We start from the raw sequence: 25,435 nt of genomic DNA, 5'->3' as shown, positions 1-25,435 counted from the left end.
CACAGGGGGTATACGGAGGCCAGGAATGTCGCCGCGCCTCGGTAGGCTTGAGTAGTGAATAAACAGAGGGCCGGCGTATTCATCGCTTTCGAAGGTGGCGATGGTGCCGGCAAGTCCACCCAGGCAGCCAGGCTTGCGGCGGCACTGGAGTCCCGTGGCTACACCGTGCTGCGCACCCGGGAACCCGGCGGCACCCCGGTGGGCGAGAAACTGCGGTCACTGGTCCTGGATCATGGGAACGGCCACATCGATGCCCACACGGAAGCGCTCATATTTGCCGCTTCCCGCGCCGCCCACGCCACCCAGGTCATCCGCCCGGCCCTTGGCCGCGGTGAGATCGTGCTGACGGACCGGTACATCGACTCCTCTGTGGCCTATCAGGGGGCCGGCCGCAACCTGGGCCTGGAGGCGGTACGCTCCCTCAATGAGTGGGCCACCTCGGGCCTCCAGCCCCACCTCACAGTCCTTTTGGACGTCGACCCCCAACTTGGCCGCAGGCGCCGGACTGCCGGCCAGGCAGCGGAAGACCGCCTGGAATCCGAGGCCGACGAGTTCCACACCAGGATCCGGGAAGCTTTCCTCAGCCTCGCCGCCGGCCGCCCGGAGGGGTACCTGGTCCTCCCGGCCCACCTGCCGGTGGATGAGTTGGCCGGGCAGATCCTCGCCCGGGTGGATACGCTCCTTGCTGTTCCCGCCGCGGCAACGGCCACGGACGGCGGTGGCTCATGACCGTCTGGGATGACCTCCAAGGCCAGCCCGCCGTCGTCGAACAATTGCGCCAGGCCGCAAGCGGCGAAAGCCTGACTCACGCGTGGCTGTTCACCGGCCCACCGGGGTCGGGGCGTTCCAATGCGGCCAAGGCGTTCGCGGCCGCGCTGAACTGCGACCAGGAGGACGTCAGCCTGCGTGGCTGCGGACAGTGCCAGGCATGCCACACGATCCTGGGTGAGACCCATTCAGACGCAACGTTCGTGCGCACCGAGAAGGTCACCATCACCATTGACGAAGCCCGCGAACTGGTGGCTACCGCGGGCAACCGGCCATCGTCCGGGCGCTGGCGGATCATCGTGGTGGAGGACGCCGACCGCATGGCCGAGCGGACCACCAACGTGCTCCTGAAGGCCATCGAGGAACCTACACCGCGGACCGTGTGGATGCTCTGCGCGCCGTCCCCTGCCGATGTCCTGGTCACCATCCGTTCCCGCTGCCGCAGCGTGGCCCTGCGGCTGCCGCCCGCCTCCGACGTGGCAGCGCTGTTGGTCCGGCGCGACGGCGTTGACCCTGCCCTTGCTGAGCAGGCGGCCCGTGCTGCCCAGAGCCACGTGGGCATTGCCCGGCGGCTCGCCAGGGATCCTGCCGCAAGGGAACGCCGCCTGGAGACGGTCCGCTTTCCGCTTGGGCTGCGCGGCGTAACAGCCGCGGTCATGATGGCGGACAAGCTGGTCAAGATTGCCACGGCAGAAGCCAACAGCTCCAACGAGGAAAGGGACGCGGCGGAGAAGGCTGCCCTCCTGGCGACGCTGGGCGCACCGGAATCAGGCACCCTCCCTCCGGCCATGCGCAGCCAGCTGAAACAGCTCGAAGACGACCAGAAACGGCGGGCCAAGAGGTCCATTACGGACTCCCTGGACCGGACACTGACGGACTTGCTGTCCTTCTACCGGGACGTCCTGATCATCCAGCTTGGGAACGCCGTGGAGCTGGTCAACGTTGAGCTGAGGAGTGAGCTGGAAGACTTTGCCGCCCGCTCCACCCCGGAAGCCACGCTGGCCCGAATGGATGCCATCAACAAAGCCCGTGAACGCATCACCACCACCAACGTTGCCCCGCTGCTGACCATTGAGTCCATGGCTGCCAGCCTGATCCAGCCCTCCAAGGAGACCCGATGACTGCCCGCCCCCTGCCCGCACGCCACAGGTCCATCGGTGTCGCCGTCCGCGCCGCCGGTGCCATGGCCCTGGCCATGGTCCTGGCCTCGTGCAGTCTCCTGAACGGCGGCGACAAAAACCCGCCGGAGGCTGCCACCGCCAAGGCCGACCCGTCGATCGTGGCGTCCGCTCCCGCCGGGCTGGAAAAGTTCTACTCCCAGGAAGTCGTGTGGCAGCCCTGCGAAAAGGAGTTCCAGTGCGCCAAAGTGACCGTGCCCCTGGATTACGGCAATCCCGGCGGCGATACCATCCAGATTGCCGCACTGCGGGCCGCCAGCACGGGAAAGAAGACCGGCAGCCTCCTGGTTAATCCCGGCGGACCGGGTGCCTCCGGCTACGACTTTGTGAAAGACGCCGCCGGGACACACTTTTCAGCCGCTGTCCGCAACGCCTACGACCTGGTGGGCTTCGATCCGCGCGGTGTGAAGCGCTCCGCCCCCGTCACCTGCCTGACGGATGCGGAGCGCGACGCCGCGCGCGCCAAGACCTACCAATACGAAACCGAGGCCGGGCTGGCGGAGGCATTGGCTGACACCAAGGCCATCGCTGACCAGTGCGCAGCACAAACGGGCCCGGTATTGGGGCACATCGATACCGTCAGCTCCGCGAAGGACCTGGACGTTCTCCGCGCCGTCGTCAACGACACCAAGCTGAACTACCTGGGGTACTCCTATGGCACCTTCCTTGGCTCCACCTATGCCTCACTGTTCCCGGCCAATGTGGGCCGGATGGTCCTCGACGGGGCTCTCGATCCATCAATCAGCAACGAGGACCTGACCAGCGGCCAGGCCCGCGCCTTCGAAAAAGCACTGCACAGCTACGTGGCCAGTTGCCAGAAGCAAGGCAAGTGCCCCCTGGGTGGTGATGTCGAATCCGGCGTGCAGCAGATCCGGGACCTCATCAACTCCGTGCAGCAGACACCCCGCACTGCCAAGGACGGCCGGCTGGTGAATGCCACCACGCTGGTCAGCGGCCTCATTACCCCGCTGTACAACGACCAAAGCTGGCCGGCCCTCACCCAGGCGCTGGAAGCTGCTGTGTCCGGTGATGTAAGCCTCATGCTTCGGCTTGCCGATCTTGGCGCCGACCGTTCCCCCGACGGTACCTACACCTCCAATTCGACGTTTGCCTTCAACGCAATCAACTGCCTGGACTACCCCATGGTTTCGGACACCGAAGGCATGCGCGCGGAGGAGAAGCGGCTGGAACAGGACTCCCCCACCCTGGGCTACTTCTTCGCCTACGGCGGGATCACCTGTGCAGAGTGGCCCTACAAGAACGTGCGCACGCCGGCCCCTGTGGAATACAGCGGTGACTCGCCCATCGTGGTCATCGGTACCACGGGCGACCCCGCAACTCCCGTGGACTGGGCCGCGTCGCTGCGCAAGCAGCTGGGGAACGCTTCCCTGCTCACCTGGAGGGGCGAAGGACACACCGCCTACGGCCGGGCCAACAGCTGCCTGGAGGATTCGGTGGACAACTATCTGGTCAGCGGCAAACTGCCGGCCGACAACACGGTGTGCTGAGGGTCGCACCACAGTCCGTCCGGCCATTTTGACCGGGGCGGCGGGACTCTATTACAGTTGACTCTTGCATGAAGCGCCCGGTTCCGCCGGGGATTTTGTGCGGTGCTTCCTTAGCTCAGTCGGTAGAGCGTTTCACTCGTAATGAAAAGGTCATCAGTTCGATTCTGATAGGAAGCTCGGGATAAACCCCGGACAGCCCCTCCTTTTGGGGTTTCCGGGGTTTTTCGCTGGTTAAGCGGGTGGTACTGCCTGAGGGCACGGCACGCTTGCGAAACAGCGGATAAGTGAACGCCAAGGCCCTTTGTTACGCCCGCCGCTCCGCGTGAGCTGCAAGGTTCAGGAAACGGCAGGACAGCCGCGGTATCCTCCCCACATGATCCCCCGCTTCCACGCTGCTGTTCCGCGCGCCGCGGCACATCCAGTCCGTTCCGGCTGCGCCCGGCCGGACATCCCCGGATGCCCGGGGCGGCGAGCCCGTACGTTCGTCGGCGTCGCGGCCCGGCGGGGATTTTAGGAGTGGAACCAAACGCACCCCGGCATTTGAGCCAGGACGGGAAAGGCCCCGCGCGCAGGACCGTCCTCCTGGCAGCCGTGCTGACGTTGTCGGCCGCCGTGCCGGACCTGCAGCAGCGTTCAGAACGTTGTTCCGCGGCGCAAGATACGTTGGGGCAAACCTGCAGGGATGAGGTCTCCGCGCCGCTTGCACAGACGGGCCCCGGGGGTGGCGAGTCGACGCCTAACAGGCCAGCGGCGCCCGTGCCGGCCCGGACACAGATCGTGGACACTTACACCACGCGCCAGGCGCGGTACTGGGGGTTGGAAGCTCCGGGTGTCCTGACGCGGCTGCCCTCCGGCTCACAGGGCGTCGCCCTCACCTTCGACTTTTGCGGCGGTGCCGGCGGCAGCGGTTACGATCAGGCACTGATCGACATGCTGCGCCAACGGCATGTCCCGGCGACGCTCTTCCTGAATTCCCGGTGGGTCACAGCCAATCCGGCCACGGCAAGGCAACTGGCAGCGGATCCGCTCTTTGAAATCGCAAACCACGGAACGTCCCATAAGCCGTTGTCCACCAGCGGCAACACGGCCTATGGCATCCCCGGCACCAGGAGTGCCGGCGAAGTCTACGACGAGATCATGCCCAACGATCAGGTCCTGTCCGGGATAACAGGCAAACGTCCCCGGTACTTCCGCCCGGGCACCGCCTACATGGATGATGTTGCCGTGGAGATCCTGGGCACGCTGGGCGTGAAGCCTGCGGGCTTCAGCATCAATGGCGACGGCGGTGCAACATATTCCGCCGCCGTCGTAGCCAAAGAGGTGGGCAGGGCCCGGGCAGGAGACATTGTGATCTGCCACGGCAACCATCCCAACGGCGGAACCGCGGAAGGCACCAAGCAGGCCGTGGACAAGCTGATCTCGGCTGGAACCACCTTCACCCATCTGCCTTGACCGTGCCTGCACACTTCGGCTGGCAGGGTGGGTGCTGATCCGATACGTTGACAGGGAAAGCCTGCCCAGCAGCGTCGGGTGGACCATGTCCGGCCGGCGCCAAACGTGAGGACCCGCCATGCCGGAACAGCACAACACACCCGCCATCGGCTGGGTGCCTGCCTGGGCGGATCTTCACGAGCGCAGGGTTGAGGCCGTGGAATCGGGATTCGTCGTCGGAGACGGCCCTGCCCAGACGAATGCAGGGCCCGCGGGTCAAGGGCAGCCGGCCAAGGGGCAGGAGTACCTGGCAGGTTGGCCGGGGCCTGCTGTGGAGGAACTTGCCGCCAAGGCAGCGGCCGGTTCCGGCGTACGCCTCACCCTGGTCTGCGCCGAGGCTGAGGGCATGGGCGCTCCGGACGGCCTCACCCGGGCTTCGGAGCGGGTCCTGCTCATGGCTGCAACCGCCGGACTGAACACAGCGGTGCAACTGCCGGAAAACTCCCAGGTGGCCCTGGCACCCATGGAGAGCTACGACGCCGTCGAAATCACCGTCTATGACCGCCCCGTGGCGAGGGGCCGTATCCAGGTGCGGGACGACTTCGCGGCGGTCGCCGTCACGGAACTCCCAGAAGGGCCGGAGCAGGCAACGTTTGAGCAGGGGCTGTTCGCGGGCATGGCCGAGGAGGCGTTCGTCCACGGCGTCGAGTACCTGCACATGGTGGTTGAACCGGACATCGCCGACCGCTACCAGGCGTCGGGTTGGGCCGTGGCGGGCCGCCTCCTGAGTTTCATGAAAAACTGACGACGGCGGCGGCGCGGCAGGTGCGGGCGCGAACCTAATCCGGCCTGCCCACCACTACTTGCGCCGGGCTGTGGGTGACATAACCGTTTGCCCAGGAGAACAGGGCCCGTACTTTCTGCTGGAATCCGGGCAGCAGGGCGAGGTGGACCGCCAGCCACGACACGAATGCCAGGGGTCCCTGCAGTTGCAGGCGACGGGGCCCCAGCTCCGCGACGGCTGCCCCGCGGCCCACCATGGCCATGTACCCCTTGTCCAGGTAGCGGAAGGGCTGCCGCACACCCCCGGTCAGGTCAGCATGGATGTTGCGGGCCGCCCATTTGCCTGACTGCTGGGCAACCGAACCCAGCTGCGGCAATTTGTTTCCTGCGGCGTCGGTGATGTTGGCGGAGTCCCCCAGCACGTACACGCCCTCGAAGTCAGGGGCTGTGAGGTCCGGCTGCACGTCCACCCTGCCGCCCCTGCCCTGTTTCAGGCCGGACTCGGTGATGATCCGGCCGGCCTGCAGGCCTCCGGCCCACACCACGATACGGCCAGGAATGACGGTGCCGTCCTTGAGGGTCACGCCGTCGGGCCGTACCTCGCCGACTGCCTGGCCCATGTGCAGCTGCACGCCCAGCTTGGTCAGGCGGTGGCGGGCGTACGCCTGTGATTTCTCCGAAAAGGCGGCAAGCACATTCGGAACCATATCCACCAGGTGGACATGGCACCGGGCGGCCAGTCCCGGTGTGAAGTACTTGGGCAGAATGTATTTGACGTTTTCCGCCAGGGCACCGGCAGTCTCCACACCCGTGGGACCACCGCCCACCACAATCACGTCGGCCTCCGCCGCCGGCTCGCGGTCAGCTTCGTCCAGGACGGCGGTGATGGCAGCGCTGAGCCGTGTTGCGTCCGCCACAGAGTACAGCGGGTAGGCGTGCTCTTCAGCCCCGGGGGTGTTAAAGAAGTTGGGCACGGCCCCGGTGGCAATGACCAGGATCCTGGCCCGGTAGCTTGAACCGTCTACGGTGGTGACGGTGCGGTTGGCCGCGTCGATCGATGTCACTTCCGCCGTCAGGACCCGCACGTTGTTGATCCGGCGGAACTCGGAGCGGAGCGGCCTTGTAACTGCCGAGACGCCTATCTGGGATGCAGCCACCTGGTAGAGGAGCGGCTGGAATTGCTGGTAATTGTTGGCATCGAGCAACAGCACCCGGACGCCTTTGCGGCCCAACTCCTCAGCCGCCGTCTTTCCGGCGAAGCCGCCGCCCACCACAATGACCTGGTATGAATCGTCCATTTGTGCAACATACCCCTACGGGCCGATGAACAACAGAGTGCCCTTGCCACTGCAGGCGGCGTCCTCTCCAGGAGCCGGACGGGCGGACCGGCCGGCCCGCTGCAGCATGGCACCTAAGATGGCGGCATGGAAGACGAAGCCCTGGCGGACATTGCGGACAGGCTGTACGGCGGGCCGCTGGACGACTTCGTTGCGGCCCGGACCGGAGCGGCGAAGGACGCTGCGCTCCAGGACAAGCAGCTGGCTGCAGCGGTCCGCGCCCTTCCGAAACCAGCCGTGGCCGCTTGGGCAGTCAACATGCTTTCCCGGTACCGGCCGGACGTGCTGGCCGGGCTTGGCGGGCTTGGGGAGCGCATGCGGGCGGCCCAGGATTCGCTGGATGCGCCTGCCCTCCGCGAGCTGGGCCGGGAGCGCCGCTCCATGCTGGCTGACGCCGTCGATGTTGCCCGGGCTGTTGCCCAGGAGCAGGGCCGCCCCATCAGCGACGCCATGGCCGCCGACGTTGAGGAGACCCTGCGCTCGATGACGGCAGATGAGCGTGCTGAGGCTGCCGTGGGCAGTGGCCGGCTGCTGAAGGTGCTGACCGCCGACGGCATCAATGACGTGGACCTGGACGGGGCGGTGGCCCTCCCAGGGATGCTCCCCGTTGCGCGCACCACCCGCCGTGCCAGCCCTCCCCCGGCTGCGGTGAAGGGAGCAGCAGCAAAGGCAACAGCGGCAAAGACACGGACGACGGCGGAGCAGGCATCCCAGCCACCGCGCGCCAAGCCCCGGCTTGAGGCCGTGCGCCAGACACCGCGGCCGGCGTCGCCGCCGGCGTTGGAACGGGCCAAGGCTGCGCTGGCCGAAGCCCAGGCAACGGAAGAGGAAGCCACCCGGCTGGCACGCGACCTGCAGGAGCAGGAGGAACGGATGCGGCTGGAAATAGCGGAACTGCAGCAGGAAACGGCTGACCTTCGAAGCCGGCTCAAGGCCGTCGAGGAAAGCCTGGACCGCTCCCGCAAGGGACTTGCCGCCACTTCGGCGGAGGCGAAACAAGCGGTGCGGGCGGCCGGCAAGGCCAGCCGTACCGCCATGCTTGCGCAGGAACGCGTCCTCCGCCTGGCCAGCAACTGAGAGGCGCCAACGTGTTGTGAAAGTCCCCTCGCCCCGGGTGCCGGCAGGACCTACTCTGTAGCCATGGACGCCGCAGCAGCACACGCCTTTGCGATTCCGCCGGTGTCAGTTCACCGCCCCACGACGGCCGCGGAAGACGCCGTCACCCTCGCGGCCGGTGTCTGGCTCATTACCGGGACCTACGTTGACGGCTGGGCCCACAACAACCTCCGCGACCTGGAGACGTTCTTCACGCCGTGGCACGCCATCCTCTACTCGGGCTTCGCGGCGTGCGCCGTCTGGATCGCCGCCCTGACCTGGCGCCGGCATGCCCCGGGGACGCGATGGCGGGAAGCGGTTCCCGCAGGCTATGGAGCTGCGGCGGCCGGCGTGATGCTCTTCCTGGCGTCGGGAATGGGCGACTTCGCCTGGCATTCGGTGTTCGGCATTGAGCAGAACATCAGCGCACTGTTCAGCCCGTCCCATCTGGGACTCGCTACCGGCGCCTTCCTTATCCTGGGCGCCCCGTTCTCGGCAGCATGGCACTCTCCTGACCGGGCCTGGCCACAGCTGGTGCCGGCGTTCGTGAGCGCCATGCTCGCCGGAATGGTGGCGGCGTTCATCCTGCAGGAGTTCGCGGTCTTCGCCCGCCATGGCCTCATCCAGACCTACTCCAGCGCCGCGGGGACCCAGCCGGCCGTGACGGTTCCGACGTCGTCGAGCATCATGGTCTCCCTTGCCTCATTCCTTGTCTCAACCGTGGTGCTCTTCGTTCCCGTCCTGTTGCTGTCGCTGCGGTGGCGGTTGCCGGCCGTGCTGGTTGCGGCGATGGCACTGGTCCCCTCCGCAGCCCTGCAGGCCATGGTGGCCCTGCGGGATGCATGGTTTCTTCCGGCGGCCCTCGCCGGCGCCGTCCTCGTGGGACTGGTGTGGGCGGCCGTGCGTCCTGCCCCGGACCGGCCCGGGCGGCTCATGACTGCCGCGGGCCTGGCACCCGTCGTTTTTTGGGCGCCTTATTTCGCTGCCGTGGCACTGCATGACGGGGCGCTCAGCTTCCAGCCCGAGATATGGACCGGCACCCTCACCTGGAGCGGACTGGTGATGCTGTCGCTGGCCGGACTCGCGCTGAAGGTACGGCCGACGCCGGAAGCCATCGCAGATTCACGGACCAACTGAACCTCCAGGTCCGCCGCCAGTCGCGCCGCCATGTCATGTCCAGACAACACGCGGCGCGCTGGTTCCTGGGAATGTCAGACCCCGGTTGCACACTGGATCTATGGAAACCCACGCTGTACAGGAATTTCACGTAACGTACTTTGACGCCGACTGCGGCCGCACACGTTCAGAGGTCTTTGAAACGCTTGAAGAGGCCGAGCGCTTCGCCTGCCGCCACTGCCATGGCGAAGACAACTGGGCCGTGGTGGACTCCGTCACGGTAGAGCACGTCCAGATCGCTGCCTGACCGCCGCAGGGAAAGGCCCGGGGCCGGCCAACGGCACCACGGCCATGTTCTGCACCATCGACGTTAAAGGCGTCAGCCTGCGCTGCCTGGCGGTTGCCGGCAGCGCGGGCTGACGTTGGTTTGGCGGATTCCCCGGCCTGTTGGGCCGGTGCCGCCGTCGCGGGTTACGCGAAGTCGGAGACCGCGGGATCGGGTCCAATGCGGCCTTCGCCGCTGGCGGTCCGGTCCAGGTTGTTGATGGCTTCGACGTCCTCAGCGTCCAGGGATACCTCAAGTGCCGCGAAGTTCTCCTTGATGCGGGACTCGGTGACGGACTTGGGGATGACCACGTTGCCGATGGCGAGGTGCCATGCGATGACCACCTGGGCAGGGGTGGCCTGGTGCTTCGCAGCGATCGAGGCGACAACAGGGTCCTCCAGCAGTTCCCCGCCCTGGCCCAGTGGGGACCAGGCCTGGGTCAGGATGCCTTTTTCGGCTCCAAAGTCCCGCAGTTCACGCTGGTTGAAGTAGGGGTGCAGCTCGATCTGGTGGATGGCCGGAACCACTCCGGTTTCGTCGATCAGGCGCTGCAGGCCCTCGGCGGTGAAGTTGGAAACACCAATGGACTTGACCCGGCCGCGCTTCTGGAGCTCGATCAGGGCCTTCCAGGTGTCAACGTACTTGTCCTGCTTGGGCTGCATCCAGTGGATCAGGTAAAGATCAAGCGTTTCGAGGCCAAGCCGGTCCATGGATTCCTCGAAAGCGGCGAGGGTGGACTCATACCCCTGGTCCGCGTTCCACAGCTTGGTGGTGATGAAGATCTGTTCCGGTGACAGGCCGGAGCTGGCGATGGCGCGGCCCACGCCTGCCTCGTTGCCGTAAATCTTCGCAGTGTCGATGTGGCGGAAGCCGGCTTCGAACGCCTGGCGGACAACCTTTTCAGCCACGTCGTCCTCAACCTGCCACACACCGTAGCCGAGCTGGGGGATCGTGTTTCCGTCGTTGAAAGTCAAGGTAGGTGAAGAAGTCATTCCTTCATCCTGCCAAACGTCCCCCGCGCCACGCCCCCGATTGGGTCAATGTAAGCCACCCGCTTAACCGCAATATTCTCCTGCCCAAGCGGGAATATTTTCGTGCCGCCGGCCCAGCTAGTCCCCGCGAAGCCGCCTCTCGGCGTCGTCCACCTGCTGGAAGACGGCGTCAGCCCGGCGCCGCACGGACGCGGCACCAACCGGCACCGGGCCCACGGCGAGCCGAAGCATGGCCGCCGCTTCGGCGGTGGTGGCCAGCGAATTGCCGGCCTTGGACAGGGACCTGTGCACGTCCGCCAGGCCTGCCGGTATGTCCAGGCCCTCGCTGGGCGCACGCCGCTGCGCCTCCATGCACACCGCCCGGACGCGCTGCAGGACGGCAGCCAGTTCGTTGGCGATCTCAAGAAGTTCGCCGTACAGCTGGTCGTCTTCCACGCCCTCGAGCACCTGGTGGAAGCGGTCAAGTCCCCGTTGGAAGCGGTCGTGCGCGCGGCGCCACAGCCCCTTGCCCAATTCCGCGTCATCTTTGCGCCCCTGCCGGGCGGCGCTGAAAAGGCCCAAGCGGAACCTACAGGTACTGCCCGGGACCGTGGTCCGGGTCTTCACGCTGGCCGGGCCGCGCCTGCGGACCGGGGCGTGCCCCGGCCGGGGCACGCTGCGGCTCACCGTTTTCGCCAATGACGACGCCGGGGGCAATCATGGTGCCCGGCGGCAACTGGCGCAGCTGCAGCTGCGCTGCGGCGTGTTCGCGGGCGGCGTTCTGTGCGGCGATGGCGGTCTGGATCCCGTGGAACAGGCCCTCCAGCCAGCCCACCAGCTGGGCCTGGGCGATCCGGAGCTCGGCATCGGAGGGAGTGGCCTCATTGGAGAACGGCAGGTTGATCCTGTCCAGTTCCGCCACGAGCTCGGGCGCAAGCCCGTCCTCCAGCTCCTTGATGGAGCGGGCATGGATGGCCGCCAGCCTGCCCCTCGCAGCGTCGTCCAGCGGCGCGGACTTCACCTCTTCAAGCAGCTGCCGGATCATGGTGCCGATCCGCATCACCTTGGCCGGCTCGTCCACCAGGTCCTGCAGGCTGCTGCCCCGGGGCTTGCCGTCCGCGGCGGACGGAACCTGTACCGGGTCCTGGGCGTCATCAACGGGGGTGCCTTCTACCGGGAGGTCCTCAGGTGCCTGAGTGTCATTGGGATCGCTCATGCGTTCATACTCTCACGGCCCATCCGCCAGGGGCCCACCCATGAAGGCCTGTGGCGGGCTTGTCCGCTGCCGGCTCAAATCAGCAGCACCTCCCCTGCGGGTTGGTGTCCTGGCGGTCCGTGCGGTCCCGCCAGAACTCGCGTTCGGTGAGGGGCGGTTCCTGGTGCCCGGCCGCCCTGTGGTGTTCCAGGTACTTGGCATAGGCGTCCGCGCCCATGACTCCGCCCAGGTAGCGGGCGAAGCCGCGGAATCCATTGGCCACCAGGGCCATACCGGCGCTCATCAGTGCCCGGCCCGTTCAAGCCGTACGTCTGCGGGCACCCTGTCCCACTCGGCTGCCAATTCCCGTTCAGCCGTTGTCGGCACCAGCCCGGCGGGGGCGAAGACCCGTGAGGGAACTGCCGGGTCCTCGTTGTCCGTGGTGGCTCTCCCGGCCGCCTTGTCACGGAACGCCTTGACGGTGGCGAGCACCGCCGTCGCGATCACGATGATGGTGAGCACCACGAAGATCACGGAGAGCCAGCCCTGGATGGCGGTGTTGCGGACCACGGCTTCCATGGCGGCCACGGTCTTGGCGGTGCCGAACTCCTTCTTGCCATCGGCCAGCGCCTTGCTGAAGGCGGCGTTGTTGGCGAAGTACCCCACGGCGGGGACGGGCGAGAAGATCTTCTGGAAGCTGGCAGTGATGGTGACCACGGCGGCGAAGGACAGCGGCAGAGCAACGATCCACAGGTACTTGAAGGTGCCGCGCTTGGCCACGATCGCCAGGCATACAGCCAGCGCGATGGCGGCCAGCAGCTGGTTGGCGATGCCGAACAGCGGGAACAGGGTGTTGATGCCGCCCAGCGGGTCGGTCACGCCCATCAGCAGCACGGCACCCCAGGCAGCCACCATGATGGCCGTGCAGAGCCAGGCCCCCGGGCGCCAGGAGGCTTCCTTGAACTTGGGGACGAAGTTGCCGATCGAGTCCTGCAGCATGAAACGGGCAACGCGCGTGCCGGCGTCAACGGCGGTGAGGATGAAGAGTGCCTCGAACATGATGGCGAAGTGGTACCAGAACGCCATCATGGCCGTCCCGCCGATGAACTGCTGCATGATGTGCGCCAGCCCCACGGCCAGGGTGGGTGCGCCGCCGGTGCGGGAGACGATGCTCTGCTCCCCAACGTTGGCGGCGGTTTCGCTCAGGAGACCGGGGGTGATGTTGACGCCGCTCAGGCCCAGGCTGTTGACCCAGGTTGCTGCCGTTTCCACGGTCCCGCCCGTAAGGGCTGCGGGGGCGTTCATGGCGAAGTAGAGGCCTCGGTCGATCGAGATGGCTGCCACCAGGGCCATGATGGCGACGAAGGACTCCATCAGCATTCCGCCGTAGCCGATGTACCGGGTCTGCCGTTCCTTCTCCACCAGCTTGGGGGTGGTGCCGGAGGAAATCAGGGCGTGGAAACCGGACAGCGCACCGCAGGCGATGGTGACGAACAGGAAGGGGAACAGGGCACCGGACAACACCGGTCCGTTCTCGCGGCTGGCGAATTCACTGAAGGCCGGGACGCTGACTTCGGGCCGGACCACGATGATGGCCAGCGCGAGCATCACGATGACACCGATCTTCATGAAGGTGGAGAGGTAGTCGCGCGGGGCCAGCAGCAGCCACACGGGCAGGACCGCTGCGATGAAGCCGTAAATAAGGAGGCCCCAGGCAATGGTCACCTTGTCCAGGTGGAACACGGTGGCACCCCATTCGGTCTGCGCCACCAGGCCGCCGCCGATGATGGCCGCCATGAGGAGGACGAAGCCGATGATCGAGACTTCCATGACCTTGCCGGGGCGCAGGTAGCGGAGGTAGACGCCCATGAACAGGGCGATGGGGATGGTCATGCCCACGGAGAACACGCCCCACGGGCTTTCACCCAGGGCATTGACGACGACGAGCGCCAGGATGGCCACGATGATCACCATGATCAGCAGGGTGGCGATGAGGGCGGCAGTGCCGCCGATGACGCCGAGTTCCTCGCGGGCCATCTGGCCGAGGGACCGGCCGCCGCGGCGCATGGAGAAGAACATGACCAGGTAGTCCTGGACGGCGCCGGCGAGGACGACGCCGAGGATGATCCAGATGGTGCCGGGGAGATACCCCATCTGGGCAGCGATGATCGGGCCAACCAGCGGGCCCGCGCCGGCGATGGCGGCGAAGTGGTGGCCGAAGAGGACGTTGCGGTCCGTGCGGACGTAGTCCTTGCCGTCGGCCTTGTATTCGGCAGGGGTGGCGCGGCGGTCGTCAGGCCTGGTGATGTAGCGCTCAATCACCTTGGAGTAGAAGCGGTACCCGATCAGGTAGGTGCACACGGAGGCAAAGACGAACCAGATGGCATTGACGGTTTCCCCGCGGACGATCGCCAGCATGAACCAGGCGACGCCACCCAGGAGGGCTATTGCTGCCCAGAGGGCGATCTTGGCCGGCGTCCACCTCCGCTCCTCGGCCTCAAGCCGTGCCTTGTCCACGGAAGGCGGGGGAAGATCCGGGTCCGTCGCCAGTCCGCCCTCCGCCCGGGATCCGTTCTTCCGCTGGTCAGGCACTCCGGCCATGTCTCCTCCTTGAGAGATTTCCCACTTTTGCTACTGGGAACCCTACCAAGGGGTAACATGCCGGAAACGCCCGACGGCGGCGCGGCGCCGGGCTGTGCGGCGAGCGGCGGTGAGCCGGCGCCGAATGAGCAGGATCACGTGGACGACGGCGGGCGGCGGCACGGCGAAGGCTCCCGTCCAGGATTCCGGACGGGAGCCTTCGGGAGGGTCAGGGTTAGTCAGGCGTGGGCGTAGGTGAGGCAGTCGGCGTTGTCAGCGCCGGGGCCCACGTGCACCTCGGCGGCGTTGCACATCAGGTGGTCGTTGTGGACGCACTCGGCGCGCTGGCACGCTCCCACATCGGCCAGGACCTTGGGCAGGCCGCCGTGGATGCCGGTCTCGATGAACGTGGCGCAGGATGCATGGTCCTGGCTTCCGCCAACAGTGATGGCGTGCGCGGTGCAGCCTTCATGGTCGTTGAATGAACAACGGGTGACACTGCAGTCGGCAACATGTGTTGTCATGAGGTTCCTCCGTAAGTTCCGCTACCCGGCGGGCAGCTTCCGGAACCCACCGTAGGCCTGATCCCAGCGATCAAAAAGACCCAATTATGTGTCCTAATGCCGCGGGGCCAGGCTCCGTCAGGCCAAATTGCGCCGGGACAGGGGGAGACCGGAGCGGGTGAAGGCCCAGGCAAGCACCGCACCCGTCGCCGGTACAGCCAGCACGAGGGCAAGCAGGTGCAGCCACGGAACCTCCAGGGCTGTCCGCATGTCCGTGGACAGGACAAGCAGGACGGCAGGCACCGATCCCGCCAACGCTCCCAGGACAATACCGATACCGCTGGTAAAGAGGGCCTGGGACCCGGCCAACGCCTTGCGGAGCCGTGGCGAGGCGCCCACCCCGGCAAGTGTGGCGTGGTCGGCGCGGGCGTCGGCCAGGGACAGGCCGGTGGTGATGCCTGCTGCGCTGAACGTGATGAGTGCGGCCACGGCGACAATGGGCCAGATGGCCCATTGGGTGCCCTGGGAAATTCCCGGCTCTGCCTGGAAAGGGATGCCGGGTTGCCCATAGACTGCCGCCGCAGCAGCGGTGGCCGCGTCCGCTTCCGCGTCAGAAGGGTAGCCCGCCAACTGCACCAACAATCCGGCCGGTGCCGCGCCCAGGTCCAGGCGCGCGGCAGTTTCCGGTGAGACAACGCCGTAATAGGGAACGGGGACGGCCGGTTCAAGCACTGCCGCTGGGAGGGAGTCACTCCTGACCGTTGCGTGGACGGAGGCCTGGCCCGACGCCGACGGCACCTGCGTCCGCACATCCTGCGCCTGCAGCAGGACCTTTCCCTCTGTGACAAACACGGGATTGGCCACCACCATCCCGCCGGCGTCCAGCACGGCCAGTGCCTCCGCGGAGGGGGCACGGCCCAGTACTGCCCGGATGTCGTCCGCGCCGCCCACCAGGATGGCCCGGTCGGACGGCTGGTCACCCACGAGAGCCCCGCGGCAGCGCCAGTCACCCGGATCCACCATCCTTCCCTGTGGTGTCCGCGGGCACTGGTTGGCTGCAGGCTTCGCCAGCGAGTACATGAGGCAGTTGGAGGTTGCCGTCCGGGCAGGCACCGTCAGGTCAGCCGGCCCGTCCGAGCAGGTGCGCAGGCTTTCCGGGGCCATCATCACCCGTGTCCATTCCACCGTCTCCAGGGCACCGGAGAGGGCCGTGGACAGTTCCTCCGCATCGATCTGCCGCGACGGTGGCCTGCTGCCATCGGACGACACCGGTGAATCCACCACCAGCGGAAGATACGCCTGGTTTTCCAGCGCGCCCCAGTAATGCGATTCCCGCTGTCCCGCCTGCTGGCTGGCGGACAGCACCAGCGCGGCACTGGCGAGCGCGGCAGCAGCAAGGACGGCGGCTACGGCGGGAACGCTGCGCCCCTGGTTCCGGGCCGAGTCGCGCGCGGCCAGGCGAAGGGACAGGGACAACCGGTAGGTCCGCGAGGTGAGCCGCTGGATCAGCCAGCCGGTCAGCAGCACCAGGCCGGCTACAGCCAGCACCGCGCCAATAATCAGCATCGTGACCGCCAGCGGCAGCAGCTCCGCCTGCCGGTCAGGGTCGGTGGTGGACATGCCCAGCAGCCGGCCGGCAGCCAGCAGCACAGCTGCAAGCATCAGCGTGGCGGCGCCCGCCAGTGTTGCACGCCGTCCCCTTGGTGCCGGCGCCCGGCCGGATTTGAGTGCGCCCAGCACCGCCTGCCGGGACACCTGGCGGGCGGGCACCATCGCCGCGAGGATACAGGCCGCCAGCCCCATGGCCACGGCCACCACGGTCAGCAGGAAGTCCGGATGCAGGCCGGCCAGCCGGACAGAGCCGGTGGAACGGACCACGTGGACGGCGCCGGCAGCGGCTCCCAGGCCCACCCCGACTCCCACGGCGACCGCGATGCCGCCTAGCCACAACCCGCCCGCCGTGACCACAGCGCCGATGGTGGAACTTTCCGCCCCGGCGGACGCCAGCAGCGCAAGTTCACGCACCTGCCGCTTTGCTCCGACAGCGAAGGCAGCCCCGGCGAGCAAACCGACTTCCAGCAGGGCCAGGGAGCCGATCAGGCCGAAGGTGGCGTAGACCGCCACCAGGGCGGAGGAATCGTCCCGCGGCAGGGAACCGGGAACCGTGCGCTCCGGAAGGGACGGCGGGTTCAGCACCACGCTGCGTGAGAGGACGCCCACCCCCTTGCTGTTGGCCGCCATGATCTGCTGCCAGATGACCGGCTCCGGACCCACCAGGTAGTACGACACGGACTGGTGGGTCTGCGGTCCCCGGGCGAGGTTCGCGGGGACCTGGCTGGCCTTCAGGTACAGAATGCTGTTGCTGTCCGCGGCGCCGGCGTCGCGAAGGGTTCCCACCGGCACAAACGTTCCTGCCGACGTCGTAAATTCCTGCCCCAAGGTGAGGTGGAAACGCGCCATCAGCCCGGTTGACGCCAACACCTCCGCCCCGCCGCGCGGGGCCCGCCCCTCCAGGAGGGTGAACTTGCCGGTGAAGGCCGGATTGAGTGCGTCCACCTCAACGCCTTGGAGGGCGACCAGGGCATCCCCTACTCCAGTGGTCAGCGGCAGTTCGCGTCGCGGCAGGACGTCGTAGCCGGCGGGAAGCATATCGCGGGGGTCGGTCGCGTGGAACTCCGGATCATAGCGGCCCGTGCTGGAGGCGACCATGGCGTCGTTGAGCGGGTCCTGAAGGGAATCGGCACTGGGCACCGGCAGGGCGCTGAACCTGGCCTGGGTGCTGCCCAGTTCGTAACGGACTATTTCGTCCGGTGTCCGCTGCGAGCTCTGATAGAGGGTGGCGGCGCCGGTCATTCCGGCCACGGGCAGCATGATCAGCAGGACGATGAGGAGCGACCGTCCCTTGTGCCTTGCGATGTCGCGGCGTGCCAGCCGCAGGGCAACCCGGTAGCTGCTCCGGCGCCCTTGCGGCACCGGAGCGAGGTCCAGGGGCATCAGAGTCCGGCCTGCGTCAGGAGCATGGCTGGGTCGTGCATGGCTGCGGCCTGGTCGACGATGCGTCCGTCGCGAAGGAAGACCACCCTGTCCGCCCAGGCGGCGTGCCTGGGTTCGTGGGTTACGAGCATGACGGCTGCACCGGCGTCGGCCCTGGCGCGCAGCACCTCCATGACCCCTTGGCCCGTGGTGGAGTCCAAGGCACCGGTGGGTTCGTCCGCCAGGATCAGGCGCCGCTTGCCCACGATGGCCCGGGCAATGGCCACGCGCTGCTGCTGGCCACCGGACATCTGGTCCATGAACCGGTCCGCGAGCTCCGGAATTCCCACCTGCCGGAGCGCATCGGCCGCCTGCCGGTGCGCTTTCCTGGTGGATGTTCCGTCCAGTTCCAGCGGCAATGCCACGTTTTCCGCGGCAGTCAGCGTGGGGACCAGGTTGAAGTCCTGGAAGACATAGCCGACGGCGCGGCGGCGTAAGCGGGCCAGTTCGTTCAGTCCCAGCCCTGCCAAGGGCGTGGACTCCACGTAGACAGCGCCCGACGTCGGCCGGTCCAGCCCGCCGGCAAGGGCGAGGAGGGAGGACTTGCCGGAGCCCGACGGGCCCATGACGGCCACGAACTCCCCTGCTGAGATGGTGAGGTCAACGTCGCGGAGGGCGGCGACCGCCGTCGCGCCTTCCCCGAACGTCCTGCCCACCTTGGCGAGTTCAAGGACCTGCTGCGGACCCTGCACGCTCACCGGCGGCTGTCCGCATTGAGCGGGGCGTCTTCCGTGGCCCCGTTGGACGTTTTCCGTGCTCCACCCGTCGCAGCGGCCTGGGCCTGCTGGACCATCCTGGCCTCGCAGAGGTCCAGCCAGCGGACTTCCGCTTCGGTCTGGAAGATCAGCGAATCGAGGACCAGCAGCCAGGCGGTGTCCGTGGCCCGCTGGTTGGCGGCCGTGTCGCGGCGCGCCTTGGTGTAGTCCTGCAGGGCCCTGATTGACGCCACACGCTGGGCCTGGATGATGGCCTGGACATCCACACCGGGCAGGGTGACGGCGAGCGCGAGCTTGATGGCAAGCTCGTTGCGCGGCGGGTTGTTCCGCTCCACGGGGGCGGCAAACCAATTCCGCACCTGGGCCTTGCCGGCGGGGGTGATGCTGTAGACGACGTGGCCTTCGCCGTCGTCGCCCTCCTTGGCCACCAGGGCGTCGCGTTCCAGCCGGTCAAGCGTGGTGTACACCTGCCCGATATTGAGGGGCCACGTGGCTCCGGTGCGGTTCTCGAACTCGACCCGCAGCTGGTAGCCGTAACGCGGCTGGTCCTGCAGCAGGGCGAGGAGGCTGTGGCGAATAGACATGTTGCTCCCCCGGGCTTAGTCACTACCGGTATGCACAGGCCCCCAAGACCCGTGCATACCGCGTATAGACAGACTAGCGCGGAGGGGAACCGGAAGCAATACCGGGTATGCAGCTCAGGGTGTTACATGAGCAGAAGGACTTTGCCCACGTGGTCGCCGCTGTCGAAATAGCGGTGCGCCGCAGCCACCTGGTCCAGCGGGAACGTCTTGGCGACCAGCGGGCGGATCCGGCCATCGGCCACCAGCGGCCATACAGCGTCCCGGACCGCAGTCATGATGGCGCCCTTTTCTGCCACCGGCCGGGGCCGCAGGGCGGTGGCCACCACGGCTGCGCGCTTCTTCAGCAACAGGCCCAGGTCCAGCTCACCCTTGGCGCCACCCTGCAGCCCGATCACCACCAGGCGCCCGTAGTCCGCCAGGGCGTCCACGTTCTGCTGCAGGTACTTGGCGCCCACCACGTCCAGGATGACGTCCGCCCCCTTGCCGTCATTCTGCCGCCGGAGGCTCTCCGGGAAGTCCTCCTCGGCATAGTTGATGGCGATGTCCGCTCCAAGGAAGGCCTTGGCGGTGCTGACCTTTTCCTCTGTGCCGGCTGTGGTGGCCACCTTGGCACCGAAGGCCTTGGCAAGCTGGATGGCCATGGTGCCGATCCCGCCGGTAGCCCCGTGGATGAGGACGGTTTCACCCGGCTGCAGCTGCGCTGTCATGATCAGGTTGGAGTAGACCGTTGCCGCCACCTCCGGCAGCGACGCCGCGGTGACCAGGTCCACCCCTTCGGGCACCCGCAGTACCTGTTCGGCCGGAACCGCCACCTGCTGGGCGTAGCCGCCGCCGGCCAGCAGGGCCACTACCTTGTCCCCCAGCGAGAAGGGCTTGCTGACGCCGGGGCCAAAGCCTGCGATCCGGCCCGACACTTCCAGTCCCGGAATCTCGGAGGCACCTGGCGGCGGCGGATAGAAACCCCTGCGCTGCTGGACATCAGCCCGGTTCAGGCCCGCGGCCACCACATCAATGAGCACTTCGCCCTGGCCGGGCACCGGGGCATCCACGTCCCGGACTTCCAACACTTCCGGGCCGCCCGGTTCCGATATGTAGACGGCTTTCATGGACCTCTCCCGTTCCTGACTCAAATCCTGGCTGCAACCAGTGTGCACCGGTCACCATCCCCGGCCTGTTTTGTTGCAGGCAAGTGCCTATGAAACACTACTAGCTGAGGAAGGTTGTCCGAGCGGCCGAAGGAGCTGGTCTTGAAAACCAGTGTGCGGTAACCCCGTACCAAGAGTTCGAATCTCTTACCTTCCGCGGAAGAAACCCCTGGCAGCCGGCAACGGCCGCCAGGGGTTTCCTGCTTTAACTTTCCGGGCCGCGCCTGTTGCAGGCACGTAAATTCTTTGGATTAACCCGCAGCCAAACCCGGGACCGAAAGCTACCCGCGGGTATCGTTTGTGATTGCCGGCACACCTGGGGTTTGCCGGCGCCATCACTCCCGCCAACAGCACCTCCGGTCCGGGCCAGGCAGGCTCCGGGCCGGAGAGCGGGCCGCTCCGCTGGGGAACGTCCCGCCGAATGCACGCTCCATCCACCCTGCGTTCATTCAGTGCTGTTGTCATGTGCCGGACACCCACTTGACCAGGAGCAGGATCCGGGCCCCAGTCCGATTGGCACAGCCGGACGCACTCCACTGGGTCCCCCACCGGGACACCTCAATGAAAGTAAGAGCGGATGCATCAAACACCTTGGAAGTTAGCGCTGGGCACAGCGTTGTCAGCGGGGCTTATCGCAGCCCCGCTGACAGCTGTCCCGGCGGCCGCGGAGGTCTCAACCGCGGCCGGCACCTCCCCCGTTGTCATCAACGAGGCCTACCTCAGCGGCGGCAGCAGCGGCGCCGCCTACAAGAACAAATTCGTGGAGCTCTACAACAGCTCCGACGCTCCTGTTTCCCTGGACGGCTGGTCCGTGCAGTACCGTTCCGGCACCGGCACCGCGGCTCCAACGGGGGTGGCCGCCCTCTCGGGTTCGATTCCCGCCAAGGGCTACTACCTGGTACAGGGCAGCAGCAACGGCACCAACGGCGCCGACCTGCCGGCGCCGGACCTCGTTGCCGGGGCCCTTAACTTCAGCGGCAGCAGCGGCACCATCGTGCTCGCCAAACAGCCCACCGCCGTCGGCCTCCCCACCGGCTCCGTGGTGGAAACGACGGGCGTGGCCGACCTCCTGGGCTACGGCACCTCCAACACCTTTGAGACCCGGGCCGCCGGGGCACCTGCATCAAACACCGATGTGAAGAGCCTCAACCGGACCGCGGGCGGGGACAGCAACAGCAACGCCGCGGACTTCACCCTGGCTGCCGCCATCACGCCGGCTTCCTCCGGCGGCACCGCTCCGGATCCGACGCCGGTCCCCACCCCCGACCCCGTGGCCAAGGCCATCGCGGAAATCCAGGGCACCGGAACGGAAAGCCCCCTGACCGGCGCCATGGTCACCACCAAGGGCAAAGTCACCGCGGCCTTTCCCACGGGCGGGCTCAACGGCTACTACCTCCAAACCCCCGGCACTGGCGGTGACCTGACGGCCACCAACCACTCAGCCTCCGACGGAATCTTCGTCTATTCCCCCGCCACGGTGGCCTCTGTGCAGGCCGGTGACTACGTCCAGGTAACCGGCACGGTGGCCGAGTACTACGGCATGACCCAACTCAACGTCACAGCCGAAACCGGGCTCACCAAGCTCACCGACGCCGCTCCCGAAGTAAAGCCGGCACTCTTCACCCTGCCCGCCACCGAGGCCTTCCGCGAGTCGCTGGAAGGCATGCTCCTGACACCCCAGGGCCCTCTGACCGTAAGCGACAACTACAGCCTGAACCAGTACGGCGAGATTGGCCTGGCCGGCGGAACCACTCCCCTGGTGCAGCCCACCGCCGTGGCGCCGTACGGCTCACCGGAGTACACCACCGTCGTCGCGGACAATGCTGCCCGGGGCATCAAGCTCGATGACGGGTCCAGCACCAACTTCCTCAAGGACGCCACCACCAAGGCCGAGGTGCTTCCGTACCTCACAACTGCAGACCCCGTCCGCGTGGGCTCCCCGGCTACCTTCACCAGCAACGTGGTGCTGGGCTACGCCAACAACTCCTGGAAGCTCCAGCCGCTGACCCACCTCACCGAAGCCAACAAGGGCACGGTCCAGCCGGCCAGCTTCGGGGCCACCCGCACCGAAGCTCCCGCACCGGTGGGCGGCAACGTGAAGATCGCGTCCTTCAACGTCCTGAACTACTTCCCCACCACGGGCGACACGTTGTCCGGGTGCACGTTCTATGAGGACCGCGAGGGCAACCCGATCACGGTCCGCGGCGGCTGTGACGCCCGCGGCGCCGCCAACACCGAGAACTTCAAGCGCCAGCAGGACAAGATCGTCTCCGCCATCACCAAATCCGGCGCCGACGTGGTGACCCTGATGGAAGTCGAGAACTCCGCGCAGTTCGGCAAGAACCGGGACGATGCCCTGGCCAGGCTGGTGGAAGCCCTCAACATCCCCAGCCCCGGTATCTGGGACTACGTCCGCTCTCCCGCCAACGCTCCGCCGCTGGCTGACGAGGACATGATCCGCACCGCGTTCATCTACAAAAAGGCCGTGGCCGAACCCGTAGGTGAATCCATCATCCACAACGACACCGTGGCCTTTGCGAGCGCCCGCAAGCCGTTGGCCCAGGTCTTCAGGCCTGTGGGCGGCGGAGCCGGCACCGAATTCATCGCCATCGCCAACCACTTCAAGTCCAAGGGCTCGGCTGCTACCCCGGACGACACCGACAAGGGCCAGGGCGCCTCGAACCTTGCCCGCACTGCGCAGGCGCAGTCCCTGCTTGCCTTCTCCGACGAACTGCAGAAGTCCAAGGGCACCGACAAGGTGTTCCTGGCCGGCGACTTCAACTCCTACGGCAAAGAAGACCCGATCAACGTCCTGACCGCCGCGGGCTATGTCAACCAGGACGACAAGGCCCGCAACGCCGACGGCTCAGCCAAGCACTCCTACCTGTTCGGCGGCCTGGTGGGGTCCCTGGACCACATCCTTGCCTCTCCGGCGGCCAATGCCGTGGTCACCGGGGCCGACATCTGGAACATCAACTCCGTGGAATCCGTGGCGCTGGAATACAGCCGCTACAACAGCAACATCACCAACTACTACGCCCCGGACCAGTTCCGTGCCAGCGACCACGACCCCGTGGTGGTGGGCCTGAACCTGGCGTCCACACCTGCCACCGTTGACCTCAACCTCCTGAACATCAACGACTTCCACGGCAGGATCGACACCAACACGGTCCAGTTCGCCGGCACCATCGAGAAGTTGCGGGCCGCAGCCGCCCCCGGCGCCACCGCGTTCCTGTCCGCCGGTGACAACATCGGCGCTTCCCTGTTCGCCTCGGCAGTTGCGAAGGACCAGCCCACCATCGACGTCCTGAACGCCCTGGACCTGAAGGCTTCCGCGGTGGGGAACCACGAGTTCGACGGCGGTTGGGCGGACCTGCGCGACCGCGTCATCGCGGGCGGCACCAACGCCAAGTTCCCGTACCTGGGCGCGAACGTCTACAGGAAGGGCACCACCGAACCGGTGCTGCCCGAGTACACGGTGCTGGACCTGAACGGCATCAAGGTTGCCGTGATCGGCACCGTCACCCAGGAGGTCCCGTCCCTGGTCACACCGGCCGGCATCGCCGACCTCGACTTCGGGGACCCGGTGGACGCCATCAACCGGGTGGCCGCAAAGATCACGGCGGACAAGCTGGCCGACGTGATCATCGTGGAGGATCACGACGGCGCCGGATCCGGTGTGGTGGAAGGCGCCACACTGGAACAGGAAGTGGCAGCCGGCGGCCCGTTCGCGAAGCTGGTCACCGAAACGTCTCCCGAGGTGGATGCGATCTTCACCGGCCACACGCACAAGGAATACGCCTGGGACGCTCCCGTTCCCGGCGCAGCGGGCAAGACCCGTCCCATTGTGCAGACCGGAAACTACGGTGAGAACGTGGGCCAGATCCAGCTGACCGTGGACACCGCCAGCAAGGAGGTGACGGCGTACAAGGCCGGTAACGTCAAACGGACCACGGATGCTGCTGCTGACCTGGTCGCCGCGTACCCGCGGGTGGCCGCAGTGGATGCCATCGTCAAGAAAGCGCTCGCGGACGCCGCCGTGGTTGGCAACCAGCCCATCGGCTCGGTCACCAAGGACATCACCACCGCCTTCACCACCGACGCCACCGGTACCGCCAAGCGCGATGACCGCGGCAGCGAATCCACCCTGGGCAACCTGGTGGCCGACTCCCTGCTCTCTTCCCTGCAGCCGGCTGAGCTCGGCGGCGCGGAAATCGGCGTCGTCAATCCCGGCGGCCTGCGCAATGAGCTGTACTACGCACCGGACGGCACCATTACCTACGCCGAGGCCAATGCGGTGCTGCCGTTCGTGAACAACCTGTGGACCACGTCCCTGACCGGCGCCCAGTTCAAGACCCTGCTGGAGCAGCAGTGGCAGACCAACCCGGACGGCACGGTTCCCAGCCGCGCCTACCTGCAGCTGGGCCTGTCGAAGAACGTGAACTACACCTATGACGCCGCCCGCGCAGCCGGAGACCGCATCACCTCGGTTCACGTGAACGGTGAACTGCTGGACCCGGCCAGGTCCTACCGGGTAGGCACGTTCAGCTTCCTGGCAACCGGCGGAGACAACTTCCGGATCTTCACGGAGGGCACAAACACCCGCGATTCCGGGCTGGTGGACCGGGACGCGTGGATCGGGTACCTCCAGAAGAGCAGCCCCGTCTCCCCGGACTTCGCCCGCCGCTCCGTGGCAGTCACCAACACCACTGCCGCTGGCGTCAAGCCCGGCGAACCGGTCACGGCGGCCGTGTCCAAACTGGACATGACGTCCCTGGGCAGCCCGGTAAACACGGCGCTGGAGGCCTCGTTCACCGATGCCGCCGGCACTGTGACCCAGTTGGGCACCGTTCCGGTCGCCTCCGGCGCGGCCACGGTGAACCTGGCGGTCCCGGCCGGGACAGCGGAGGGCGCGGCCACACTGGTGCTCACCGCCGTCGAGTCCGGCACCGTGGTGAAGGTCGCCGTCCTGGTGGGAGCCGATACGCCGGCGCAGCCGGTATGCGTTCCGCCGGTCAAGCCCACCCGCCCCGCTGACGTCAGGGGCCAGGCGAACTACGGCCAGGCCATGGCCGCCTACCGCGCCTGCCTGCGGGGCTGACGGAAAGGCACCCCGACGGCGCGGCCAGGCGGCCGCGTAACAGCAGCGCCCGCTCGCCATTGGTGA

General features: G+C 67.0%; 20 protein-coding genes and 2 tRNA genes. 11 read left to right on the top strand and 11 right to left on the bottom strand.

Annotation, left to right across the window (positions count from 1 at the left end; all coding sequences use genetic code 11):
• Positions 1 to 54 precede the first annotated feature (54 nt).
• The 6 genes from tmk (at position 55) to ASG86_RS03375 (ending at position 5,690) form a co-directional block, all read left to right on the top strand.
• Entirely contained in the window at positions 55 to 729 is a 675-nt protein-coding gene (gene tmk, locus ASG86_RS03400; protein WP_056330239.1) for a dTMP kinase, read from the top strand.
• Positions 726 to 1,889 (top strand): DNA polymerase III subunit delta', encoded by a 1,164-nt coding sequence (locus tag ASG86_RS03395; RefSeq protein WP_056330236.1) that lies wholly within the window; start codon positions 726 to 728, stop codon positions 1,887 to 1,889. The genes tmk and ASG86_RS03395 overlap by 4 nt, the downstream gene beginning before the upstream one ends.
• Positions 1,886 to 3,454: an alpha/beta hydrolase gene (locus ASG86_RS03390; protein ID WP_056330234.1), complete on the top strand. Its 1,569-nt coding sequence runs from the start codon at positions 1,886 to 1,888 to the stop codon at positions 3,452 to 3,454. Before ASG86_RS03395 ends, ASG86_RS03390 begins: the two co-directional genes overlap by 4 nt.
• Before the next feature lie 104 nt (positions 3,455 to 3,558).
• Positions 3,559 to 3,631, top strand: a tRNA-Thr gene (locus tag ASG86_RS03385).
• 600 nt (positions 3,632 to 4,231) lie between these two features.
• A complete protein-coding gene (locus ASG86_RS03380; protein WP_235565081.1) occupies positions 4,232 to 4,906 on the top strand; it encodes a polysaccharide deacetylase family protein in 675 nt (224 codons plus the stop codon).
• A gap of 118 nt (positions 4,907 to 5,024) precedes the next feature.
• On the top strand, positions 5,025 to 5,690 hold the full coding sequence (locus tag ASG86_RS03375; protein ID WP_056330229.1) for a hypothetical protein: 666 nt from the start codon (positions 5,025 to 5,027) through the stop codon (positions 5,688 to 5,690).
• 34 nt (positions 5,691 to 5,724) lie between these two features.
• Here the strand turns inward: ASG86_RS03375 and ASG86_RS03370 are convergent, their stop codons facing one another.
• Positions 5,725 to 6,966: an NAD(P)/FAD-dependent oxidoreductase gene (locus ASG86_RS03370; RefSeq protein ID WP_056330227.1), complete on the bottom strand. Its 1,242-nt coding sequence runs from the start codon at positions 6,964 to 6,966 to the stop codon at positions 5,725 to 5,727.
• 126 nt (positions 6,967 to 7,092) lie between these two features.
• On the opposite strand from ASG86_RS03370, the gene ASG86_RS03365 reads away from it, so the two are divergent.
• The 3 genes from ASG86_RS03365 (at position 7,093) to ASG86_RS03355 (ending at position 9,523) form a co-directional block, all read left to right on the top strand.
• Positions 7,093 to 8,082, top strand: a complete 990-nt coding sequence (locus ASG86_RS03365) for a hypothetical protein (protein WP_056330224.1) — start codon at positions 7,093 to 7,095, stop codon at positions 8,080 to 8,082.
• 63 nt (positions 8,083 to 8,145) lie between these two features.
• Complete coding sequence (locus ASG86_RS03360; protein ID WP_056330222.1) at positions 8,146 to 9,237, top strand: hypothetical protein; 1,092 nt, start codon at positions 8,146 to 8,148, stop codon at positions 9,235 to 9,237.
• A gap of 100 nt (positions 9,238 to 9,337) precedes the next feature.
• Positions 9,338 to 9,523 carry a hypothetical protein gene (locus ASG86_RS03355; protein ID WP_056330218.1) on the top strand — a complete coding sequence of 62 codons (186 nt, stop codon included), beginning with the start codon at positions 9,338 to 9,340 and terminating at the stop codon, positions 9,521 to 9,523.
• Positions 9,524 to 9,687: 164 nt separating this feature from the next.
• Here the strand turns inward: ASG86_RS03355 and ASG86_RS03350 are convergent, their stop codons facing one another.
• The 10 genes from ASG86_RS03350 to ASG86_RS03305 all read right to left on the bottom strand — a co-directional run bounded on the left by ASG86_RS03350 (position 9,688) and on the right by ASG86_RS03305 (position 20,229).
• Positions 9,688 to 10,533: an aldo/keto reductase gene (locus ASG86_RS03350; RefSeq protein WP_056330216.1), complete on the bottom strand. Its 846-nt coding sequence runs from the start codon at positions 10,531 to 10,533 to the stop codon at positions 9,688 to 9,690.
• A gap of 117 nt (positions 10,534 to 10,650) precedes the next feature.
• Positions 10,651 to 11,094, bottom strand: coding sequence for a hypothetical protein (locus ASG86_RS03345; protein ID WP_056330214.1), 444 nt, complete (start codon positions 11,092 to 11,094; stop codon positions 10,651 to 10,653).
• Between the two features lie 7 nt (positions 11,095 to 11,101).
• Positions 11,102 to 11,728 carry a bacterial proteasome activator family protein gene (locus tag ASG86_RS03340; protein WP_056330211.1) on the bottom strand — a complete coding sequence of 209 codons (627 nt, stop codon included), beginning with the start codon at positions 11,726 to 11,728 and terminating at the stop codon, positions 11,102 to 11,104.
• A 79-nt stretch (positions 11,729 to 11,807) separates the two neighbouring features.
• A complete protein-coding gene (locus ASG86_RS03335) occupies positions 11,808 to 12,011 on the bottom strand; it encodes a YbdD/YjiX family protein (RefSeq protein ID WP_056330209.1) in 204 nt (67 codons plus the stop codon).
• Complete coding sequence (locus ASG86_RS03330) at positions 12,011 to 14,308, bottom strand: carbon starvation CstA family protein (protein WP_056330206.1); 2,298 nt, start codon at positions 14,306 to 14,308, stop codon at positions 12,011 to 12,013. The genes ASG86_RS03335 and ASG86_RS03330 overlap by 1 nt, the downstream gene beginning before the upstream one ends.
• A 218-nt stretch (positions 14,309 to 14,526) precedes the next feature.
• Positions 14,527 to 14,811, bottom strand: coding sequence for a DUF1540 domain-containing protein (locus ASG86_RS03325; protein WP_056330203.1), 285 nt, complete (start codon positions 14,809 to 14,811; stop codon positions 14,527 to 14,529).
• A 117-nt stretch (positions 14,812 to 14,928) separates the two neighbouring features.
• On the bottom strand, positions 14,929 to 17,784 hold the full coding sequence (locus tag ASG86_RS03320) for a hypothetical protein (RefSeq protein WP_056330202.1): 2,856 nt from the start codon (positions 17,782 to 17,784) through the stop codon (positions 14,929 to 14,931).
• Complete coding sequence (locus ASG86_RS03315; protein WP_056330199.1) at positions 17,784 to 18,521, bottom strand: ABC transporter ATP-binding protein; 738 nt, start codon at positions 18,519 to 18,521, stop codon at positions 17,784 to 17,786. Before ASG86_RS03315 ends, ASG86_RS03320 begins: the two co-directional genes overlap by 1 nt.
• Positions 18,518 to 19,123 carry a PadR family transcriptional regulator gene (locus ASG86_RS03310; RefSeq protein WP_056330196.1) on the bottom strand — a complete coding sequence of 202 codons (606 nt, stop codon included), beginning with the start codon at positions 19,121 to 19,123 and terminating at the stop codon, positions 18,518 to 18,520. Before ASG86_RS03310 ends, ASG86_RS03315 begins: the two co-directional genes overlap by 4 nt.
• 122 nt (positions 19,124 to 19,245) lie before the next feature.
• Positions 19,246 to 20,229 carry an NAD(P)H-quinone oxidoreductase gene (locus ASG86_RS03305; RefSeq protein WP_056330194.1) on the bottom strand — a complete coding sequence of 328 codons (984 nt, stop codon included), beginning with the start codon at positions 20,227 to 20,229 and terminating at the stop codon, positions 19,246 to 19,248.
• A gap of 108 nt (positions 20,230 to 20,337) precedes the next feature.
• On the opposite strand from ASG86_RS03305, the gene ASG86_RS03300 reads away from it, so the two are divergent.
• Positions 20,338 to 20,425: transfer RNA gene (locus ASG86_RS03300), tRNA-Ser, on the top strand.
• 420 nt (positions 20,426 to 20,845) lie between these two features.
• Positions 20,846 to 25,369 (top strand): ExeM/NucH family extracellular endonuclease, encoded by a 4,524-nt coding sequence (locus ASG86_RS03295; RefSeq protein ID WP_056330192.1) that lies wholly within the window; start codon positions 20,846 to 20,848, stop codon positions 25,367 to 25,369.
• The last annotated feature ends 66 nt before the right edge of the window (positions 25,370 to 25,435 follow it).

It is taken from the genome of Arthrobacter sp. Soil764, assembly GCF_001428075.1.
GTDB lineage: Bacteria > Actinomycetota > Actinomycetes > Actinomycetales > Micrococcaceae > Arthrobacter.
This window is presented reverse-complemented; position numbering and strand designations above follow the sequence as displayed.

Coding starts and splice junctions, on each gene's coding strand:
- ASG86_RS03395 (WP_056330236.1), top strand. CDS start 726: ATGACCGTCTGGGATGACCTCCAAGGCCAGCCCGCCGTCGTCGAACAA.
- ASG86_RS03390 (WP_056330234.1), top strand. CDS start 1,886: ATGACTGCCCGCCCCCTGCCCGCACGCCACAGGTCCATCGGTGTCGCC.
- ASG86_RS03375 (WP_056330229.1), top strand. CDS start 5,025: ATGCCGGAACAGCACAACACACCCGCCATCGGCTGGGTGCCTGCCTGG.
- ASG86_RS03370 (WP_056330227.1), bottom strand. CDS start 6,966: ATGGACGATTCATACCAGGTCATTGTGGTGGGCGGCGGCTTCGCCGGA.
- ASG86_RS03365 (WP_056330224.1), top strand. CDS start 7,093: ATGGAAGACGAAGCCCTGGCGGACATTGCGGACAGGCTGTACGGCGGG.
- ASG86_RS03360 (WP_056330222.1), top strand. CDS start 8,146: ATGGACGCCGCAGCAGCACACGCCTTTGCGATTCCGCCGGTGTCAGTT.
- ASG86_RS03355 (WP_056330218.1), top strand. CDS start 9,338: ATGGAAACCCACGCTGTACAGGAATTTCACGTAACGTACTTTGACGCC.
- ASG86_RS03350 (WP_056330216.1), bottom strand. CDS start 10,533: ATGACTTCTTCACCTACCTTGACTTTCAACGACGGAAACACGATCCCC.
- ASG86_RS03340 (WP_056330211.1), bottom strand. CDS start 11,728: ATGAGCGATCCCAATGACACTCAGGCACCTGAGGACCTCCCGGTAGAA.
- ASG86_RS03335 (WP_056330209.1), bottom strand. CDS start 12,011: ATGAGCGCCGGTATGGCCCTGGTGGCCAATGGATTCCGCGGCTTCGCC.
- ASG86_RS03330 (WP_056330206.1), bottom strand. CDS start 14,308: ATGGCCGGAGTGCCTGACCAGCGGAAGAACGGATCCCGGGCGGAGGGC.
- ASG86_RS03325 (WP_056330203.1), bottom strand. CDS start 14,811: ATGACAACACATGTTGCCGACTGCAGTGTCACCCGTTGTTCATTCAAC.
- ASG86_RS03320 (WP_056330202.1), bottom strand. CDS start 17,784: ATGCCCCTGGACCTCGCTCCGGTGCCGCAAGGGCGCCGGAGCAGCTAC.
- ASG86_RS03310 (WP_056330196.1), bottom strand. CDS start 19,123: ATGTCTATTCGCCACAGCCTCCTCGCCCTGCTGCAGGACCAGCCGCGT.
- ASG86_RS03305 (WP_056330194.1), bottom strand. CDS start 20,229: ATGAAAGCCGTCTACATATCGGAACCGGGCGGCCCGGAAGTGTTGGAA.
- ASG86_RS03295 (WP_056330192.1), top strand. CDS start 20,846: ATGCATCAAACACCTTGGAAGTTAGCGCTGGGCACAGCGTTGTCAGCG.